Here is a 17,712-nt window from a genome sequence, read left to right as displayed (position 1 = left end):
GGTGCATCGATCACCCGAAGAGCGGCTGGACATCGAAGAACGGCTGGATACTCACGTTGAAGTTGCCGGGACCCGCTGAAGCCATGACACCGTCGGTCAGACCAATGGCGAGGTTGAGGAAGCCGTTGAAGGCACTGGCCCCCGACCCACTACCGAACACGGTTGCGACATTGACGCTGGCCAGGCCGCCCGACTGGTCTCCGGCCAGGGCCGTGTTGTTGTCCCCGCCTACGGTCGCGATATTGGAGAGCCCCGTCCCGCCTGCGAAGACGTTCTGGTTGTTGCTCCCGATGACCGTGGCCACGTTGCCGATATTGGCCACACCAAAGCCGGCGGCGGCGACATCGGTGTTACCGAAACCGATGGCCGTGGAGACGATGCCCAGATTGCCGGCCTGGTGTCCGCGCGCCGCGATCCCGGTGTTGCCATCCCCGACGGCCGTGGCGACACTGCCGATGGTGAGTCCGGTGCTGCTGGCCGCGACCGTATTGCCGCCACCGATGGCAGTCGCTGCGACGCCGATGTTGCCGCCCAGGCCGCCGGCATCCGCGGTGACTTCGGTGTTGCCGTCGCCGATGGCCGTGGCCGCGATGGCGATGTTGCCGCCCGCGCCCGAAGCGGTGGCCGAGACCGCGTTATCAGCGCCGACGGCGGTGGCCAGGCTGGCAATGTTGCCCACACCGGACGCCGACGCGGTGGCCGTATTGCCGCCACCGATGAAGGCGGTGGCCACGGTGGCGGTGTTGCCGAAGCCGTTCGCTGTGGCCGAGACCGCGTTGCCGTCGGAGAGCGCGGTGCCCAAGGTGGCGATGTTGCCCCCGATGCCCACCGCGCTGGCCTCGGTCGCCGTGTTATTGCTGCCGATCACGGTGGCCAGGGTCGCGATGTTGCCGCCGACACCACCAGACTGAGCCAACACCCCACTGTTGCCGTCGCCGTACACGCTGGCCAAGGTGGCGATGTTCTCCACGCCGAAGACGTCGGTGGTAACCGTGTTGTTGCTGCCGATCACGGTGGCAGCGCTGGGAACGTTGCCGAAGCCCACCACATTTGCCTTCACGGCGTTGCCATCACCGAACACGTTGGCCAGGGTCGCGATGTTGCCACCCACACCGCTCGCCGTGGCTTCCGCGGCGGTGTTGTCGTTGCCGAACACGTTGGCCAAGGTGGCGATATTGCCGCCCACCCCGCCGGCGTCGGCCACAACGCCGGTGTTGTTGTCACCGATCACGGTGCCCAACGTGGCGATGTTTTCCAGCCCGAACGTGCTGACCTTGACGCCGTTGCCGCCACCGAACACGGTGGCGGCGGTGGGCACATTGCCCGCACCAAACGCGGTGACGACGGCCGTGTTGCTGTCGCCGAACACGCTGGACAGGGTGGCGATATTGCCCCCGGCGCCGCCGGCCTCGGCGCTGACCTGGGAGTTGCCGCTGCCGATCGCGGTGGCGACGGTGGCGATGTTGGCGCCAAGCCCCGGGGCATTGGCGGTCAGACCGTTGTTGTCACCGATTGCGGTCGCCACCGTGGCGACATTCTCCAGACCGAACACGTTGATGTCAGCCGTGTTGTTGTTGCCGATCATGGTGGCGATGCTGGCGGTATTGCCCGCGCCAATCGCACTCGCCGAAGCCGTGTTGTTCTCACCGAACAACACCGTCGACACCGACGCGATATTGGCGCCCGCCCCACCGGACTCCGCACTGACGGTATTGCCTTGCCCCCCAAGCGCAGTGGCCACCGTGACGATGTTGGCACCGATACCCGGCGCGGTCGCAGAGACATTGTTGTTGTCCCCGTAGGACGTAGCGATCGTCGCGATGTTCTCCACACCCAACGCACTGACAGTAGACGTGTTGTTATTGCTGAACAACACCGTCGCCACGTCCGCGATATTGCCCGCACCCAGCCCACTGGCCGAAGACGTGTTGTTGTCACCGAACAACACCGTGGCCACCTGCGCGATATTCGCCCCACCAGCACCGGCCTGAGCGCTCACCGTGTTGTCCTGACCACCCAACGCCGTGGCCACCGTGGCGATATTGCCACCCAGCCCCAACGAGTTGGTCGCCGTCACAGTGTTGCCATCACCGTAGGAGGTCGCCACAGCGGCAATGTTCTCCACCCCAAACGAACTGGCATTGGACGTGTTGTTATCGCTGAACAACACCGTGGCCACGTTGGCGATATTGCCCGCACCAATCGCACTCGCCGAAGACGTGTTGTTCTCACCGAACAACACCGTCGACACCGACGCGATATTGGCGCCCGCCCCACCGGACTCCGCACTGACGGTATTGCCTTGCCCCCCAAGCGCAGTGGCCACCGTGACGATGTTGGCACCGATACCCGGCGCGGTCGCAGAGACATTGTTGTTGTCCCCGTAGGACGTAGCGATCGTCGCGATGTTCTCCACACCCAACGCACTGGCAGTAGACGTGTTGTTATTGCTGAACAACACCGTCGCCACGTCCGCGATATTGCCCGCACCCAGCCCACTGGCCGAAGACGTGTTGTTCTCACCGAACAACACCGTGGCCACCTGCGCGATATTCGCCCCACCAGCACCGGCCTGAGCGCTCACCGTGTTGTCCTGACCACCCAACGCCGTGGCCACCGTGGCGATATTGCCACCCAGCCCCAACGAGTTGGTCGCCGTCACAGTGTTGCCATCACCGTAGGAGGTCGCCACAGCGGCAATGTTCTCCACCCCAAACGAACTGGCATTGGGCGTGTTGTTATCGCTGAACAACACCGTGGCCACGTTGGCGATATTGCCCGCACCAATCGCACTCGCCGAAGACGTGTTGTTCTCACCGAACAACACCGTCGACACCGACGCGATATTGGCGCCTCCGGTGCCGGTTTCGGCACTGACGGTGTTGTTCTGGCCGCCCAAGGCGGTGGCGACGGTGGCGATGTTGCCGCCCAGACCCAACCCGTTGGTGGCCGAGACCGTGTTGTTGTCACCGATCGAGGTGGCCACGGTGCCAATGTTTTCCACTCCGATCGAGCTGGCGGAGATCGTGTTGTTATTGCTGAACAACGCGCTGGAAACGTTGCCGATATTGCCCGCGCCGAAGGCGCTGGCCGTGACGTTGTTCTCGTTGCCGAACGCGGTGGCGACGGTGCCGAGGTTGCCGCCCGCGCCGCTGGCGTCGGCGCTGACCTGACTGTTGCTGTTGCCGAAGGCCGTCGCAATGTTGCCGATATTGCCGCCCACGCCAACACCGCTGGCTCCGACTCCATTGTCGTTGCCACCCGCGGTCGCCACGGTGGCGATGTTTTCCAAGCCCACCACGTTGGCATTGATGGTGTTGTTGTTACCCAACGCGGTGGCCGCGGTCGCGAGGTTGCCCGCACCCAAGACGTTCGCCGTGACCGTGGGGTTGTTGTTGCCGAACGCGGTGGCTAAGACGGCGACGTTCTCGGCGCCGCTGGCTTCGGCCGCAACCGTGGTGTTGCCGCTGCCGCCCGCGGTGGCCACCGTCGCGATGTTGTTCAAGCCGAAGGAAGTGGCTTTGACTCCATTGTTGTCGCCGAACAACGCGCTGGCGACGGTGCCGATATGACCAGCGCCGGTGGCGTCGGCATAAAGCGTGTTGTTGTTCCCGATCAACGAAATGGCGCCGGTACCGAGAGTGCCGCCCACGCCGGTGGCGTTGGCTATGGCCGAGTTGTTGTTGCCGAGTGCCGCTGCCACCAGGATTTCATTGGCGCCCACGCCGCCGGCGTTGGCCATCACATTGCTGTTGCCAGAGCCGGCAGCGGTGGCAACTATGGCGTTGTTTTCCACACCGAACGCGTTGGCAGAAACTCCGGAATTGTCGCTGCCGAACACGGCCGACACCACACCGGTGTTTTCCACACCATTGACGATCGCCGAGACGTCGGTGTTGTTGTTGCCGAACGCGGCCGCAACGGTGGCGTTGTTCTCCACCCCGTTGGCGATCGCGGTCACCGAGTTGTTGTTGCCGAACGCCGCGGCCACCGTGCCGATATTGGCGACGCCGATGGAGCTGGCGTTGACCGTGTTGCCGTCGCCGAACGCGAGCGCACCGGTGCCGATGTTGATTCCGCCGGTCGCGCTGGCCGAGCTATTGGCGCCGCCGACCCCGGCAATGTTGAGCACGCCACCGGTGGCGGAGGCGCTGCTACCGCTTCCGAAGGCGAAGGCGATATCGGCCACGCCGGCATCGGCCGAGCTGTTCGCGCCCGAGGCGATCGCCAACCCGCCAAACGTCGTGGTCGCATTCGCGGTACCGGTCTTCACCAGTTGCAGACCAAAGATAGAAAGGCTGAAGTCGGCATCCGCGGCGGGCAGGGCCAGCGCCTGCTGCCACGGAGCCAACTGCTGCGCTATCGCCGAGACTCCTGCGTGATAGCCCGCCATCACGGCCACATCCTGGGCCCACAGCTGTTCGTAGACGGCCTCGGTCGCCGCGATCGCTGGTGCGTTCTGTCCGAAGAGGTTGGAGATCACCAGCGCCACCAGCTCGTTGCGGTTGGCTGCCACCATTGCTGGATGCACGATCGCGGCCTGTGCGGCCTCGAACACCGCCGCCGCCGCCGCCCGCCCCGCCGTGCCCGGCGGCTTGGGCCGCCGCCGCGCTCAACCAGCTCGCGTACGGTGCGGCTACGGCTGACATCGCTGCCGACGCCGGCCCCTCCCATGCCCCACTCGCCAGCCCGGCGGTGACCGACGACAACGAAGACGCCGCGACCTGCAGCTCGTCAGCCAGGCTCCCCCACGCTGCTGCCGCCTCTAGCATCGATGTGGACCCGGCGCCGGAAAACAGTCGTAGTGAGTTGATCTCTGGCGGCAACACTGAAAAATTCATTGCATCCGTCCGTTCCCGTCCACAGCACCTGCGCTGTCGCCCACCACCACGTACCTACGACCGCTATCGCCCGATCCACCCGGCCAACCGTGCACACCTAGCCGGAGCCCGCCTCACGTGCCAACCCACGGCTTCACCCACACCGGCGTCATATCGCCGATGGGCCGCTGAGCGTGACCCCGCATCATTGCGTGCCTCCGCCCGCGACAGGCAGGCCGCTGATCCGGTCGAATCAAGCAACTTGGCAGCAAAAACATATCTGGCAACAGCGGAAAAATATGCCTGTTTGGAAGAAATCCCCGTATCAATTCTGAATGACGAGAGAACTCCGCATACCGTAATCCGGATGGCACCCGGCCAGGAAATGCGCTTGGACGCTGCCCCGCAACGCGAAAATTACTCGCATTCAGCACCTTTCGATATGGTCAGAGGCCCTCCCGGGGCCCTGGTGGGAATTTGTGCCGCCAATATCTCTCTCAAACGTCCTGGACCATGCCGGTCTGGGGCGTTGGGGCCGCGATCCGGCGGCAGCCGGCTTGATGGCGTCGCACTTCGAGGGGCACGATAACCGGATGGTCGCATTTCTCCCAGCAGCTGACTTGCCCGAGTCACAGACGACACCCGCTACATGACCGACTCCAGCACCTCCCGGGTGGCGGTCTACTTCGACTTCGACAACATCGTCATCTCGCGCTACGAGCAAGTCCACGGCCGAAACACGTTCCACCGGGACAAATCCAAGGGTCTGGAACAAGAACGATTGCAGCTGGCGACCGTCGATCTGGGTGCGATCATCGACTTCGCCTCCTCGTTCGGCACACTGGTACTCACCCGCGCCTATGCGGACTGGTCCGCCGACGTCAATGCTGGCTACCACGGCCAGTTGGTGGGCCGCGCGGTTGACCTGGTCCAATTGTTCCCAGCCGCCTCCTATGGCAAGAACGGGGCCGATATTCGACTAGCCGTCGATGCGGTCGAGGACATGTTTCGGCTACCCGATCTGACGCACGTGGTGATCGTCGGCGGCGACTCCGATTACATCGCTCTTGCCCAGCGCTGCAAGCGCTTAGGACGTTACGTCGTGGGGATCGGCGTGGCGGGTGCCAGCAGCGGGTCGTTGGCCGCCGCCTGCGACGAGTTCGTCACCTATGACGCCCTGCCCGGGATACCGACCCTGCCCCCGCCCGCGGCCAAGAAGCGCAGCCGGCGCTCGACCGCCGGCGATCGCGACGAGCCGACGCCACCGGACGCGCAAACCGCCGCCACCGGGTTGCTCGAGCGCGCCCTGCGCATCGGGCAGGAGAAGGACGACGCCGAATGGCTGCACAACTCCGCGGTCAAGGCCCAGATGAAGCGAATGGATCCATCGTTCAGCGAAAAGTCCCTCGGCTTCAAGTCATTCAGTGACTTCCTGCGCTCCCGCAGCGACCTGGTGGACCTCGATGAAAGCAGCACCACCCGACTGGTTCGACTCCATACCGAGGCCGATTCCTAACGGGTGCCCAGCGCGTACGCCTCGCGCGGGGTTCCGGGTGCAAGACCGCTCCGGCGCCGGGCATGTTGTGGCCGGGACAAGTCGCGGGGCAATCATGCCGGCGAAGAAGGGCCGAAGTTGCCAACGACAGCAATCCCACGCGTGCGTCAAATCGCTGCGCACACCGAGGTGAATGGGATCAATGCGTTGATCGCGACGGATTCCGTCATCGCCACGACGACCCGAATAGCACCAGGTAGACGGGGACCCGGCGAGGCTTGGACACCCGTAGATCTGGACCGACGATTGCCCGCGCGGACCGAACTTCAGTGCGCTCAATCTCGAGCGATACACCCCTGACCGCATGTTGGAAATAGGACCGGATACCGGCTCGATGTCGGCTGCTGTGTCAGATATTATCGGCCACAATCGATCGCTTGCTTCGCATGCAATTGTCGGATCCGCGGACCGGCATTCATGCAAATACCAAGGACCGCTCGGATGTGACAGCTAGACGATTTCCGCTCAATGTGGCTGTGTGTCCCGACGGCAACGGGCGTTGGGCGGCCCAGCGCGGTCTTTCTGCGATGGAAGGCCACCTAGCCGGAGGCGAGGTGGCGTTCAACCGCGTCCGCGATGCCTGCGAACTGGGTCTCACGCAGTTCTCGCTCTACGGTTTCTCTACCGAGAACTGGGGCCGTGCCTCCGCCGAGGTTTCCGGACTGATGGACATCTTCAGCACCCTGTTCGATCGTGGCATCCAGGCACTGGAACCTCTCGGCATCCGGCTAAAGGTCGTAGGCGCGCGCGTCGGCCTACCGCACAACGTGCTTGACGCGATCGATCGCGCCGAGGCCGCAACAGCCCACAACGACCGCATGACACTGTTCGTCGCGCTCAACTATGGCGGCCGCCAGGAGGTGCTAGATGCCGCGGAGCGCTACACCGGCGGTGGCCCGGAGGCGTTCCACCGGCTGCTCTACGCGCCCGAGATGCAAGATCCGGACCTCGTCATCCGTACCGGGGGCGACCGGCGCCTGTCCAACGGCTTTCTCTGGGAATCGGCCTACTCCGAACTGTTGTTCCTCGATGAACTGTGGCCGGACTTCACTCGCGAGCACCTCGAGAACGCGCTCATCGAGTTCGGACAGCGCGTCCGCACCCTAGGAACCTCACACCGCGAGCAGAGCCCGTAGCCGCCTGCCGCCTTCCGCCGCATCAAGACGTACGCCACGGCCGCGCGGGCGGAAAGCGCCCCGACGCCGATTGCTGTTCCACCGAGTGCGACTCACCGGGGCATCAATAGAACGTGTTACAGTTCGCCCAGCGGTGACGCGACGCCGGTTGGCCGGCGCAGTCCGTCACACGCCGGCAGGCGGTCGGTGAAAAGTGGAGCAGCCGAAGTGAATTGGCCATCATGCAGGCGCGCGGTGATGCGCGCCAACGGCTTCGCCCGCCAATGACCACCACCAAACGACGATCATTGACGATCATCGGCGGCGCCTACGTCGTCGCTGTCGGGGTGGGCGCCGCCTGGCTGGCGTGGGGGCCGACCACCGGACGGCTATGGCTGGACACGTTGGCGGCCGACGTGCTCGCTACCCTGGTGGTTTTCGCCTTCAGCCGCGCCTACCACAACTCGAGCTTCTATGACGCGTACTGGAGTGTCGTCCCACCGCTGCTGGCGCTGTATTGGTGGGCTCACGCTGGATCGTCGGCTGATCGATTGCGCTGCTGGCTGATCACCATCGTGATCTGGGTGTGGACGGTGCGCCTGACGGCGAACTGGGTCCGCGGATTTGCGGGGCTACACCACGAGGACTGGCGCTACCCCCTGCTGCGGGAGCGTGCTGGCCGCTGGGAATTCGCCGTCGATCTGGTGGCGATACACCTCATACCCACCGGGCAAGTGTTCGCGGGCATGTTGCCCGCCTATGTCGGCATCACCCGCGCCGGCCCCGGCGTTCGCTGGCTGACAATCGTCGCCTTCGGGGTGGGTCTGGCAGCGGTGGCCTTCGAATTCCTGGCGGACCGTCAACTGCACGCATTCGTCCGCGACCGGCGACCCGGTGCGGTCATGGACCATGGGTTGTGGAGTTGGTCGAGGCATCCCAACTACTTCGGGGAATTCGGCTTTTGGTTTGCCTTGGCCTTGTTCGGCGTGTCCGCTTCCCCATCGGACGCGTGGTGGTTGTTCGCCGGTGCGGGCGCGATGCTTGCCATGTTCCTGGGCGCCAGCATTCCGATGATGGAAACGCGCAATCTGCAACGGCGCCCGCAGTATCGCGAGGTAGTCGACCGAGTGCCGCGCTTTGTGCCCAGACCGCCCCGGCGATCGATGACATGAACCGCAAGCGCGTTGTCGTCGCCGGGCTGGGTGATGTGGGAGTGCTGATCGCCATCCGGCTGTCCCGCCATTGTGACGTGGTGGGGATCTCGGCCAAACCCGCCCTGGTGAGCGGCCAGGAGCTCGGTGTGCGGCTCACCCGCCCGCATGACTGGGCCCGCGACTACTGGATTGCGTTCGACAAGTTCCGGCGTCTGGACCGGGTACACACGATCCAGGCCGAACTGACCGGCGTCGACCTTGCCGCCAGATCCGTATTCGTCCGCTGCGATGATGGCACGACATTCGCCGAAGCCTATGACGCCCTGGTGATCTCGACCGGGGTCAGCAACGGCTTCTGGCGTCGGCCGACATTGCAGTCGCCCGCCGACATCGGCGCCGAGCTGCAGGCCGCACACCACAGGTTGGCCGCCACCGCATCGGTGATCGTCATCGGCGGCGGCGCCGCGGCGGTGAGCAGCGCCGTCAACATGGCAACCACCTGGCCAGACAAGCGGATTGACCTCTATTTCCCGGGAGAACGCCCGTTGACGGCCTATCATCCCCGGGCCTGGCAGCGCATCCGCGGCCGGCTGACCGGACTGGGAGTGGGCCTTCATCCCGGCCACCGCGCGGTGACCCCCGACGCGTTCACCGGCGATGAGATCACCAATGCACCGGTGCGGTGGACCACCGGACAACCCGCGGCCCACGCCGATGCCGTGCTGTGGGCGATCGGGAAGGTACGACCCAACACCGGCTGGCTGCCCGAGCAGCTACTCGATGATCATGGTTTCGTCCGCGTGACCCCGCAGTTGCGGGTCCCCGGCCGGCGCGACGTATTCGCGGTCGGCGACGTGGCTGCCAGCGATCCGCTGCGCAGCTCGGCACGAAATCGTGGCGATGCCTTGGTGGCGAACAACATTCGCGCCGAGTTCACCGGAAAACCGCTGCGCTCGTATCGGGCGCCGCGGCGGCGCTGGGGTTCGCTATTGGGCATCCAGCCCGACGGGCTGGAAGTCTTTCTGCCCACCGGCCATTCGCTGCGCCTTCCGTCCTGGTCGGTGCACCGGGTGGTGATGCCGGTGGTGGTCCGTTGGGGCATGTACCGGGGAGTGCGCAAGAACCACCCGTTGACCTGATCCCCCTGCTATGCCAGTTCCGTGTGCATCAACATCACGTTGTATGCCGACCACAACGACAGGTTGAAGTACACATCCTTGCCGGTGGACCACGGGTGCATCATCGGTGCGTAGATGCCGCCGGGCATCTGCCACGACGAGACCAGCATCTGCTCCGGGCTCCAGGGTCCTTGCGGAGTCGGGGCGGTGCGAGCCACCACGTCGTTGCCACCGTTGGTGTACATCACCAGGTACTGCTTGAGGTAGGTGTTGTATTGAGCCGACATTTCACCCACCGGCCCCGGGATCACCGGCGTGGCCGCACCCGGCTTTCCTGCCACCCATGAGTTCGAATCACCGTTCCAATATTGGTATTTGGTGAGATCGGGCACGAAACGCTGCGGGACGCGCGCCAGGTAGGCCGAACCGCCACGCCCCGGTGGGGTGCCAAACGAGTAGAGGTAGCCATCGTTGGCCTTGACGAATGCCCCCATCTGGAAGTTCTCATTGCCCGGGACGAACCGCACTCGTCCGCTATCGGGCCCGGACGCGCGGATGGTCCCCGGGAAAACTCCCCAGTTCTGGCCGTTGTCTTTGGAAACCGCGATGCCCGAGTAGTTCGTCGTCCACTCACCGTCGCGGCCCCAGTCCCGGATGGACATGAAGCTGACGTACTGGGTCTTGCCCACGGCAATGCCTGACGTCGGAATGATTCCCGTCTCGTCTGGCGCCCACTTGATGCTGCTGATGATCTGCTTGGAAAAGCCCGGCTGGCTGATCGGCGAACCGGAGTACCGGTTGACTGGATCGCCGGGGGTCACGTGCAGTCCGTCGGCCAGGTTACGGTCCTGACTGCGGAACAGCGTGTTGTATCGCCATTGATGCTCGCGGACAGCGCAATAGCCAAACGTGTCACCGAAGGCCATCAGCACCTGATGGTTGGCGGGATCGCCGTTATCCCACAGGATGCCCAGGTCGGTGCCGGAGATGCCGAATCGCTCGAGGGTCTTGTTGGGGCTGTCCGGTCCGGTCACCCATTCCGCCAGCGACGTCGTCGCACCGCCAAGTGCCCCACCGGCATCCGACCCATCCGGAGGTGGCGGCGGGGCCGGGGCGGGGATGGGCGCCGCATCGGGAGCGATCTGGGTGGCGTTGGGAGCCTGGTTGGCCGGGTTGGGCGGCGCCGGCGCCGGTACCGCAGCCTGCTGTTGCACCGGTGCGGAGCGCCGCGCACCCGGATTGAGCAGTCGTGACAAGGGGCCCAGCTTGGGCAGGGGCGCACGCTCGTTGGCGCCCCGCGGCCGCAGCCCTCGCGTCATCGGGCCGAGGGTCTTCGATGACGGCGCGGTCACCACCGCGTTCGCCGGTGGCGGAGCATTCGCTGCATCGCCGCTGCAGGGCACGGCGGAAGCCATGGGCGCGAGACCCACCGCACCGATGAACCCGAATGCGGCCGCCGACGCCACCGATAACGACACGAGTCGATGAATCGTCGACATGTAACACCTTCCAGCGCCCGAACATCACGTTGACGTCCGCAGTAGGCTGATGTGACGATAGTGATCGATGGGGCTTTTGTGATCATCGATCCCCCGATAGGTACCCGTCTGTGACCGTGTCGCAACGCATTTGCTCCACTCCCCGGCGCCGGCCCTGGTCGGATGCGATCACGGCCGGCCCGGCCCATCTGGTCGCGGTGGCGCCGGCGTCGCGGCTACTTCCCGAAGCCGGCGTCGCGCAATGCCTGGGCCATGGAGCTTCCGGATGAGCTGCTATCCCGGCGACCAGCACCCTTGGCATGGTGCGGATTTCGCTGGTCGCGCCGGAATTTGCTGTCAGCGCCGCCACGGGGCTTCGGGGCGCGGTCGGCGCGGTTGGCCCGGTCACGCTGGGGCTCGTCGTTCAGCCGCAGGCTCAGCCCGATGCGCTGGCGCTCCACGTCCACGTCGACGACCTTGACCCGCACCACCTGTCCGGACCGCACGACCTCGTGCGGATCGGACACGAAGCGCTCAGCCATCGCCGAGACATGCACCAAGCCATCCTGGTGCACACCGACGTCTACAAAAGCCCCGAACGCGGCGACGTTGGTCACCACACCCTCGAGAACCATGCCCACCTTGAGATCGGCCACCTTCTCGACACCGGCGGCAAATGTGGCGGTGATGAAGGCCGGTCGCGGATCGCGCCCCGGCTTTTCGAGTTCGGCGAGGATGTCGGTCACGGTCGGGACGCCAAATCGGTCATCGGCGAAATCCGCGGGCCGCAGTGATCGCAACGACCGTTCGTCGCCGATGATCTCGGCCAGCGCAACCCCGGTGCGGTCCAGAATGCGCCGGACGACGGGGTAAGCCTCGGGGTGAACCCCGGAAGCGTCGAGGGGATCTTCGCCGTCGCGGATCCGAAGAAAGCCGGCGCATTGCTCGAAGGCTTTCGGGCCCAGCCGCGGAACATCCAGCAGCGCGCGGCGGTTATGGAACGGACCGGTGTTGTCGCGGTAGGCCACGATGGCCTCGGCCAAGGATTCGGAGACACCGGACACCCGCGCCAGCAGCGGCACCGACGCCGTGTTGAGGTCGACGCCCACCGCATTGACCGCGTCCTCGACCACGGCGTCAAGGCTGCGCGCGAGAATCCCCGGCGTCACGTCGTGCTGATACTGGCCCACCCCGATCGACTTCGGCTCGATCTTCACCAATTCGGCCAGCGGGTCCTGCAGCCGCCGGGCGATCGACACCGCACCCCGCAGGGTGACATCCAGTTCGGGTAGCTCGTGAGCCGCATAGGCCGACGCCGAATACACCGACGCCCCGGCCTCACTCACCACGGCCTTGGCCGGTGGTGTCGCCCCGGCACCACGGATGTCGCTGATCAGTTCGGTCGCCAGGGCATCGGTCTCGCGCGAGGCGGTGCCGTTGCCGATGGCGATCAGGTCGACCCGGTGCCGGGCGATCAGCGCGGCCAGGGTCGCCTTGGCCGTGTCCCACTGCCGCTGCGGCTGGTGCGGATAAATGGCACAGGTGTCCACCACTTTGCCGGTCCCGTCGACGACGGCCACTTTCACGCCCGTCCGGAAGCCGGGATCAAGGCCGAGGGTCGTTCGTGCGCCAGCCGGGGCGGCGAGCAGCAGGTCCTTGAGGTTCTTCGCGAAGACCGAGACGGCGTCCACCTCGGCGCGCTGTCGCAGTCGGACCCGCGCGTCGATGGTTGCCGACGAGATCAGCCGGATGCGCCACGCGAAACTCACCGTGGCGGCCAGCCACGGGGTCGCCGCGGCCTTTGCGGATAGGTCGATGTCCAGGGTTGCCGCGACCATCGCCTCATACGGGCTGTCCTCGCCACAGTCGAAATTGAGGGAAAGGACCTTTTCCTTTTCGCCGCGTAGCACCGCGAGCACCCGGTGTGACGGCATGGTGTGTAGCGGCTCGGAAAACTCGAAGTAATCCCGAAATTTCTGGGCCGCAGCGGTCGTGACGACGTCGGCGGACCAGGGAGCCGTCTGTAGCGACGCGTCCGACCAAAACTTCTCGCGAATCGCTCCGACCAGCTCGGCGTCCTCGGCGGCCCGCTCGACCAGAATGTGCCGCGCCCCCTCCAGGGCCGCCGCGGCGTCGGCGACGTCGTCGCTGATGAACTCCGCGGCCGCGGACTCCGGGGCCAGCGTCGGGTCCGACAGCAGCCGGTCCGCCAGGGGCTCCAGACCGGCCTCCCGAGCGATCTGGGCCTTGGTCCGGCGCTTGGGCTTGTAGGGCAGGTAGATGTCCTCGACCCGCGCCTTGGTGTCGGCGGCCATCAGGGTGGCCCGCAGCTCGTCGGTCAGCTTGCCTTGTTCCTCGATGGAGGCCAGCACCGCGGCGCGGCGCTCGTCAAGCTCCCGCAGGTAGCGCAGGCGCTCCTCGAGGGTGCGCAGTTGCCCATCATCGAGGCTGCCGGTCGCCTCCTTGCGATAGCGGGCGATGAACGGGACGGTTGCGCCTTCGTCGAGCAACCGGACGGCGGCGACCACCTGGGCCTCCGCGATGGCCAGTTCCTCAGCGAGACGGGCGTTTACAGACTTGGTGGCGACGCTTGGATTCACGCGGATGGACCCTACCGAAGCCTTGCGACACCGCCCGGCAACCGGGCATGGCGCGCCGCGCGCCGACCCTCAACCGTGCCGATTGCGCAGGCCAGACGGTCGCCCCGCCAGCCCGAGCGGCGCGCGCGATGGCATCGTGCTGTACACGGCGGCCCAGACCGAGCGCTCCAGAAAGCTGTCGGCAATGAATAGCAGCTCATCGCCGGGTTCGAGCGTGTCATCGGGCTGCGGCACCCGCACCGCATCACCGCGCAGCACGCTGACCAGCGCCGTATTGCTGGGCAGTTCCAACTCCGATACCCGCTTGCCGACCAGCGGATTGTCGCTGGGCAGGGTCAGTTTGGTCAGCGCCGCCCGGCCCTCACGCAGCCCCATCATGCGAACCAGGTGGCCCACATCGATGGCACCCTCGATGCCCGCAACCATGGCACCCGGGGTCGACACCGCCACGTCGATGCCCCAGGACTGGCCGAACAACCACTCGTTGCGGAGGTCGTTGATCCGCGCCACCACTCTGGGCACTCCGAATTCGGTCTTGGCCAGCAAACCCACCACCAGATTTGCCTTGTCGTCTCCGGTGGCGGCGATCACCACGTCGCAGGTCTGCGCGCCCGCCTCCTGCAAGGTCGACAACTCACACGCATCGCCGTGGAGCCAATCCGCCGCGGGAACCGAATTCGGCTCGAAGTCGTCGCGTTCGCGTTCTATCAACAGCACCTTGTGGCCGCCGTCGAGCAGCTCCTGGGCAACCGAACGACCGACTTTTCCCGCACCCGCGATCCCGACCCGCATCCTTACAACCGGCACCTAGCCATCTTGTCGTATCCGGGCCGAGACCTTCACCCGGTACACACCGAGCGGCCTGCGGCTTCGACTAGCTGGTATCTATGTACTGGCACCACACCTGCGTCGCAGCCAGGTCGCCGCCTGCTCGCAACCCCATCGGGCGTAGTGCGCTCAGCGACGCATAACCATGCAAAAACGACGACACCGACGCAGAACCAACACGCCGCCGAGACCACATCGGGACGGGAACCAATGAGCTTGCAGCAGCTGTACCTGGCCATGCTGATCGGCGGCTTCGTGCTGCTGGCCAGCATCGTCGGTACCCGTTTGGCGACGCGGGTGGGTTTTCCCAGCATGCTGCTGTTCCTGCTGGTCGGCGTCATCGTGGGCGAGGATGGGTTCGGGCTGCGGTTCGACGATGTGGAACTCGCCCGGAACATGGGCACGGCTGCGCTGGCGGTGATCCTGGTCGAGGGCGGTTTGACCACCCGATTCAGCGATATCCGCAAAGTCCTGGCACCCGCGGCCACGCTGGCCACCGTCGGGGTGATGGTCAGCATGGTCGTGACCGCGGTCGGGGTGCACCTGGTACTGGGCGTCAGCTGGCAGGCCGCGCTGTTGTTGGGGGCCATCGTTTCCTCGACCGACGCCGCGGCGGTGTTCTCGGTCCTGCGGGTCCTGCCCCTGCCCCGGCGGGTGGCCGGCCTGCTCGAGGCCGAATCCGGCTTCAACGACGCACCCGCGGTGATTTTGGTGCTAATGTTCAGTGAGGTGCCCTTTGCGTTCCGGCCAGCGGCCGCACTCGAGGCCCTGGTCTTCGAACTACTCGTCGGCGCCGCGATCGGACTGGCGATCGGATATCTCGGCGCGTTCACGCTGCGGCGCATCGCGCTGCCCGCCTCGGGCCTGTACCCGATTGCCACGTTTGGGCTGGGGCTGGTCGCGTTCGCGGCCGCCGGTGAGAGCCATGCCAGCGGATTCATCGCCGCCTATCTGGCCGCGGTGGTGCTGGCCAACACCGGACTGCCGCACCGCGCGGCCACCCGGTCGTTCGCCGAAGGAGTGGGCTGGCTGGCGCAGATCGGTCTGTTTGTGCTGCTCGGACTGCTGGTCGAACCGATCGAGGTGATACACGACCTGATCGCGGCGATCGTGGTCGGTCTGCTGTTATTGCTGGTCGCCAGGCCACTTTCGGTCGTGCTCTCACTGTCCGGCTTTCGCATCCCGTGGCGCGACCAGGTCTTTTTATCCTGGGCCGGGCTGCGTGGCGCGGTTCCGATCGTGTTGGCCACCTTTCCGATCGTCGCGGGCGTTCCTGACAGCTACCGCCTGCTCAACATCGTGTTCATGCTGGTCGTGGTGTTCACCCTGGTACAGGGTCCGAGCCTGCGCCCGATCGCTCATCTGCTAGGGCTGATATCGCGCGAAGCCACCCGGGAGATCCAGGTCGAAGCGGCGCCGTTGGACGTGCTCGACGCGGAGCTGGTCACCATGACCGTGCAGCCGCCGTCGCGGCTGCACAACGTCACCGTGCTCGAACTGCGGCTCCCCGATCCAGCCGTGATCACGCTGATCATCCGCAAAGGACACACGTTCGTCCCGATGCCCGACACCCGGATCCAGCGTGGCGACGAACTGCTCATCGTGACGACCAGCACCACCCGTGCCGCCGCCGAATCCCGGCTTCGTGCCGTGAGCCGGCGGGGCAAGCTCGCCTACTGGTTCGACGAATACGGCGAGCCGGACTGACCGCGCACCCTAGCCGACCCGCTGCCGCACCGCCGCCGGTGCACGCTGAGCCTCGCCCGCCCCGGACGGCGGGCCCGTCATGGCCCGCGCCGCCACCAACGCCACCAGGAAACACCCCAGCGATACCCACCCGGGCGCGCCGCTGAGCCCGTTCTTGGCCACCAACAGCAGGGCGACACCGGCGCCACACACCAGTAAACCGGCGGCGCTGGCACGGGTACCGACGACAGGCACCGGTTCGTCCCACCAAGGCAGCCGACGATGTTCGAGCGGAGACAGCAGCCAAAACGTCGCCGCCATGACGAGGGTGAACACCACGGCACGCAGCGCCAGCAGGCACCAGAACCAGGGTGTGTGCACGTCGAAAGCGTCCAGCCCGACCGCATGCAACACAAAGGCGGCGACAGCGATGGCCGGGATATGCCACAAGTACAGCGTCATGGCTCCCCCATTGCCCATCGCGACCAGCTGCCAGACCCGCGGCCGTGCCGCCCAGCGCCGGATGACTGCCGCGGCCGCAACAAACGCGCAGAACATCCAGGTGCAGTGCAGCGCGAGCAGCAGTGTCGGTGGCGCCACGTTCGACATCCGGTCGGCTCCGGTCACGACCAGCGACACGTCGTAGACGCCGGTGCCTGCCAGGCGCAGCTGTGCGGCGAACGCGGCGACGGCGGCGACCAGGGCTGCGCGCGGGCCGATCAGCCGGCGCGCGTAGCCCACACCGAGCGCCACGGGGATCAGCCACACGATCAAGAAATTTGCGGCCCCCGATTCGGCGGTGCCCACCGCGAGACGAATCTGATCTACCGCGGCGGCCAGCACCAGCAGGGTCACCGAGACGGTGGCGATCCCATACCCCGTCCGCAGTCGCGTCAAGGCGGGCACGAAGGCAAGGACCACCAGATAGACACCGAGGAACCACAACAGCGCGACGCATTCTCGCCCGAGTCCGGCCGCGGACTGCGCACCCAGCGTCGCGCGCACGACAACCAGGGCACCCGTCCACGCCGCGAGATACCAGAACACCGGCCGGCACAGCCGCTGCGCCCGAGTCAATAGCCAGGCGCCCCAGGGCACAACGGGGACAACGCTGGAAGTTCGCCGAGCAGGTTGCCGATGCGCACCCCGTGCGAGTCGATGGTGGCCAGCAGCAGGGCGCGGTGCCCGAACATCACCACCACCAGGGCCCACAGGCGTGCGACGTCGACAGCGCGGTCCCGCCCGGGCGGGGTGGATCTGGGAGTGCGGCGGGGTCAGGGGTAAGCGACGTTTTTCGCATGCAACCAAGCATGCGTAGCAGTGGGCCGGCGCGAATGAGTAGGACTACGCGCTTCCCG

At 66.0% G+C, this 17,712-nt stretch carries 8 protein-coding genes and 2 pseudogenes; 5 read left to right on the top strand and 5 right to left on the bottom strand.

All coding sequences use genetic code 11. The features are described from left to right. Nucleotides 1-10: 10 nt before the first annotated feature. Nucleotides 11-4,841 (bottom strand): annotated as a pseudogene (locus tag CKW46_RS13555) (beta strand repeat-containing protein). A gap of 628 nt (nt 4,842-5,469) precedes the next feature. On the opposite strand from CKW46_RS13555, the gene CKW46_RS13550 reads away from it, so the two are divergent. The 4 genes from CKW46_RS13550 to CKW46_RS13535 all read left to right on the top strand — a co-directional run bounded on the left by CKW46_RS13550 (nt 5,470) and on the right by CKW46_RS13535 (nt 9,783). Further along, a complete protein-coding gene (locus CKW46_RS13550) occupies nt 5,470-6,336 on the top strand; it encodes an NYN domain-containing protein (RefSeq protein WP_015355411.1) in 867 nt (288 codons plus the stop codon). Nucleotides 6,337-6,761: 425 nt separating this feature from the next. Then, a complete protein-coding gene (uppS, locus tag CKW46_RS13545; RefSeq protein WP_240274908.1) occupies nt 6,762-7,511 on the top strand; it encodes a polyprenyl diphosphate synthase in 750 nt (249 codons plus the stop codon). Nucleotides 7,512-7,774: 263 nt separating this feature from the next. Next, nucleotides 7,775-8,662, top strand: a complete 888-nt coding sequence (locus CKW46_RS13540; RefSeq protein ID WP_015355409.1) for a DUF1295 domain-containing protein — start codon at nt 7,775-7,777, stop codon at nt 8,660-8,662. Then, a complete protein-coding gene (locus CKW46_RS13535; protein ID WP_482053261.1) occupies nt 8,659-9,783 on the top strand; it encodes an FAD-dependent oxidoreductase in 1,125 nt (374 codons plus the stop codon). Before CKW46_RS13540 ends, CKW46_RS13535 begins: the two co-directional genes overlap by 4 nt. A gap of 8 nt (nt 9,784-9,791) precedes the next feature. On the opposite strand, the gene CKW46_RS13530 is transcribed toward CKW46_RS13535, so the two are convergent. From CKW46_RS13530 to CKW46_RS13520, 3 genes are all read right to left on the bottom strand, one after another. Beyond that, a complete protein-coding gene (locus CKW46_RS13530; RefSeq protein ID WP_011741005.1) occupies nt 9,792-11,261 on the bottom strand; it encodes a glycoside hydrolase family 183 protein in 1,470 nt (489 codons plus the stop codon). Between the two features lie 215 nt (nt 11,262-11,476). Then, nucleotides 11,477-13,840, bottom strand: coding sequence for a Tex family protein (locus CKW46_RS13525; protein WP_015355407.1), 2,364 nt, complete (start codon nt 13,838-13,840; stop codon nt 11,477-11,479). 69 nt (nt 13,841-13,909) lie between these two features. Next, nucleotides 13,910-14,632, bottom strand: a complete 723-nt coding sequence (locus CKW46_RS13520) for a potassium channel family protein (RefSeq protein ID WP_015355406.1) — start codon at nt 14,630-14,632, stop codon at nt 13,910-13,912. A 246-nt stretch (nt 14,633-14,878) separates the two neighbouring features. Between CKW46_RS13520 and CKW46_RS13515 the strand changes: the two genes are divergently transcribed. Beyond that, entirely contained in the window at nt 14,879-16,375 is a 1,497-nt protein-coding gene (locus CKW46_RS13515) for a potassium/proton antiporter (protein ID WP_012394310.1), read from the top strand. 9 nt (nt 16,376-16,384) lie between these two features. On the opposite strand, the pseudogene CKW46_RS13510 reads toward CKW46_RS13515, so the two are convergent. After that, nucleotides 16,385-17,654, bottom strand: a pseudogene (locus CKW46_RS13510) (acyltransferase family protein). Nucleotides 17,655-17,712 lie beyond the last annotated feature (58 nt).

This window comes from Mycobacterium liflandii (assembly GCF_022354805.1).
Lineage (GTDB): Bacteria > Actinomycetota > Actinomycetes > Mycobacteriales > Mycobacteriaceae > Mycobacterium > Mycobacterium marinum.
This window is presented reverse-complemented; position numbering and strand designations above follow the sequence as displayed.

Bases quoted from the DNA above. Each gene is read 5' to 3' on its own strand.
- CKW46_RS13550 (WP_015355411.1), top strand. From the start codon at position 5,470: ATGACCGACTCCAGCACCTCCCGGGTGGCGGTCTACTTCGACTTCGAC.
- uppS (WP_240274908.1), top strand. From the start codon at position 6,762: ATGCAATTGTCGGATCCGCGGACCGGCATTCATGCAAATACCAAGGAC.
- CKW46_RS13540 (WP_015355409.1), top strand. From the start codon at position 7,775: ATGACCACCACCAAACGACGATCATTGACGATCATCGGCGGCGCCTAC.
- CKW46_RS13535 (WP_482053261.1), top strand. From the start codon at position 8,659: ATGAACCGCAAGCGCGTTGTCGTCGCCGGGCTGGGTGATGTGGGAGTG.
- CKW46_RS13530 (WP_011741005.1), bottom strand. From the start codon at position 11,261: ATGTCGACGATTCATCGACTCGTGTCGTTATCGGTGGCGTCGGCGGCC.
- CKW46_RS13520 (WP_015355406.1), bottom strand. From the start codon at position 14,632: ATGCGGGTCGGGATCGCGGGTGCGGGAAAAGTCGGTCGTTCGGTTGCC.
- CKW46_RS13515 (WP_012394310.1), top strand. From the start codon at position 14,879: ATGAGCTTGCAGCAGCTGTACCTGGCCATGCTGATCGGCGGCTTCGTG.